A 3,046-nucleotide genomic window follows, 5' to 3' on the forward strand; every position below is an offset into this window, starting at 1 on the left:
AACATATTATTTAATTAGTACAGAAGCGAGCAGTACCAACGGGACAATAGGCTGGGTAAAAAGTTCGCAGATAAATATACACGATCATACAGGTGTAGATAAAGAAACAAAAGTGTTTACGGTTAAAGGAGAAGGCCAAGCATATACAAAAGCATGGGGAGGTTCCAAAGACCGTGTATATAATCTCTCAAATTATAAAGACCAAGTATTTATAGTAAACAAGACGGAGCGTGTAGGGAACAATATATGGTATCGAGGGAAATTGAATGGGGAACAAGTATTTATCCATGAATCATTTGTTAGTGAAGTGAAACAAACAAATACAAGCAAGCTGGGTCATCTTAAAAGTAATGCAGAAATATACAAACAACTAGGTGATTTAAATTCAAAAATAGATAATACAAAATATTTGAATGCTGTCTATTATATAAAATCACAATCTACAATAAATGGACAGGAGTATTACTTAATAAGTACACAGGCAAGCAGTACCGACGGGACAATAGGCTGGGTAGAAAGTTCGCAAATAAATACGCATAATCATACAGGTGTCGATACGGAATCTAAGACATTCTTTATAGATGGAAAGGGCCAAGCATATTCGAAAGCATGGGGTGGAAATAAAGATTTTGTGTACAATCTTTCAAACTATAAAGAGCAGCCATTCCAAATTAACAAAACGGAAAAAGTGGGAAATAATATATGGTATCGAGGTGTGTTAAATGGACGTCAAGTATTTATCCATGAATCTTATCTAACTGAAGATCGAATGGTTTATGAAAACTTTAATGTGACGTTAAATAGTGCTTTAAACACGCAAATGAACCAATTACAACAAACAGATAAATATAGAAATAGTCCAGCATTTATTCATCAAAACTATGTAAATGCAAGTAACATAACAACAGCAAACGTAAACGTAAGAGCAGCAGCAAATACAAGCAGCCATATTTATGGAATACTTGACAGAGGTAGTGTTGTATCCATTTTAGGTAGTCAGAACAGTTTCTATCAAATTAATTACGAGGCTTGGAGAAATCCAACTAGACAAGATGTTTTGCAGTATCTAAATCCCTCTAATAATGATATCTTCCAACATCTTTCTCTATCTGATAGTGTAGGTGTAAAGGCAAGTTCAATAAATAACTTATTAATGGGCAAAGGAATTTTATCTGGTAAAGGTCAGGCCTTTATTGATGGAGCGAACCAGCATCAAATCAATGAAGTTTACTTGATTTCACATGCTTTGCTAGAAACGGGGAATGGTGGTTCGGCATTAGCCCAAGGTGTTGAAGTAGGAACGAATGGTTCTGGTAATCCAATTCTTGTAACATCCAGCAACCGAAGTAGTTTAAAGAATATTCAAACCGTGTATAATATGTTCGGAATTGGAGCTATTGATGGTGACGCTCATAGAGCAGGAGCAGTACATGCATATCGTGAAGGGTGGAATACGCCAGAAAAAGCAATTACAGGTGGCGCGAAATTTATTGGAGATAGATATATCCATAACAGCGATAATCAAGATACGCTCTACAAAATGCGATGGAATCCGGCTAATCCAGGATACCATCAATATGCTACAGATATTGGATGGGCTGTTAAACAAGTGTCGACCATTAAAACTATGTATGAACAGTTAGATAATCCTGTACTTAGATTTAAAGTACCAAACTATAAGTAATTTGAAAACAGCATCCTATGAAAATATGAAAATAGGATGTTGTTTTTATTTTTAAGGAAGGATGATTTTGAAATGAAGAAATTCTTAGTAAGTCTTTTATTACTCATTATAGGCGGATTTCCACTATTGGTTACAGCTGAAGAAAAGGAAGAAAGTAAAGATTTTGAGATAACAGATGATGGTATTATCATTTATGGAGAAGATATAAGTGAACTAAGCGAAGAAGAGTTACAGTATATCCCAAAAGATTGGCGTGAAGGGAATTTTAATCCGGAGCATGATCATGAAGGCGAGGAAGAAGAACTTATTACACCATTTAGCAATTATCCTGATGTAAACTCCTATATTGAAAATATATCCCCGGTAGAAACCAGCTATCAGCATAAAGACATGTTTACTAAATTTCCATATCGTAATGGAGTAGGAGAAGTAGAGGGGGTAGTAGCGCATGAAACTGCAAATGATAATTCTACAATTTGGGGTGAGATTTCCTATATGGAGCAAAATCATACAAGTGCATTTGTTCATGCGTTTGTAGATCATAATAATGTTGTAGAGATACATTCCCCTGACTACGGTGCTTGGGGGGCGGGAAGATTTGCGAATGAACGCTTTGTTCATGTAGAGTTGGTACGGGTAAATAATTTTGACCAATTTGCAAATTCGATTAATAATTATGCAGAGTATATAGCTAATATTTTATATGACTATAATTTAGGAGTTTCTAGTGCAGAAAGTTCTGGAAAAGGAACTTTGTGGTCACATAAAGCAGTAACTAATCATCTTGGAGGTACTAATCATGTTGATCCTCATGGCTATTTTGCAAGATACGGTTATAATTGGAATGAGTTTACATCACTTGTGACAGACAAATATAATTCTATCGCCGTTAGCAAGAAAGCAAATACAAGTAAGCTGGGACAACTAAATTCAAATAATGTAACGAAGTATGATAATCCTGTTTCTCAAAGTGGTGCTTCTAGTATAAGTGGAGAAGATGCAAACAAAGTTTTCTATATAAAGGCTGAGGCAGTAATAGATAATAAGCAGTACTATTTAATTAGTAACCAAGCTAGCTCATCAAACGGCGTAGTAGGTTGGATAGAAGCAAAGGATATAAAAGTTCATAATCATAATGGTATTGATAATGAATCGAAAACACTAGTTGTGAATGGAAAAGGAAATGCTTACTCGAAAGCCTGGGGTGGCTCTACTGATCTTGTGTATAACTTAAGCAGTTACGCAGGAGAAGAATTTAAAGTGAACAAAACAGAAAAAGTAGGAAGTAATATATGGTACCGAGGCATATTGGACGGGAAACAAGTCTTTATTCATGAAGCTTATGTAGATGAGATAACAGAA

At 35.2% G+C, this 3,046-nt stretch carries 2 protein-coding genes; both read left to right on the top strand.

What is annotated here, in order from left to right:
- A partial coding sequence (locus IEX29_RS26250) for an N-acetylglucosaminidase (protein WP_188738830.1) occupies positions 1 to 1,684 on the top strand: 1,684 nt, incomplete at its 5' end.
- A 72-nt stretch (positions 1,685 to 1,756) separates the two neighbouring features.
- On the top strand, positions 1,757 to 3,046 hold a 1,290-nt coding region (locus IEX29_RS26255; protein WP_229720414.1), incomplete at its 3' end, for a peptidoglycan recognition protein family protein.

The organism is Oceanobacillus neutriphilus (genome assembly GCF_014645515.1).
GTDB lineage: Bacteria > Bacillota > Bacilli > Bacillales > Amphibacillaceae > Oceanobacillus > Oceanobacillus neutriphilus.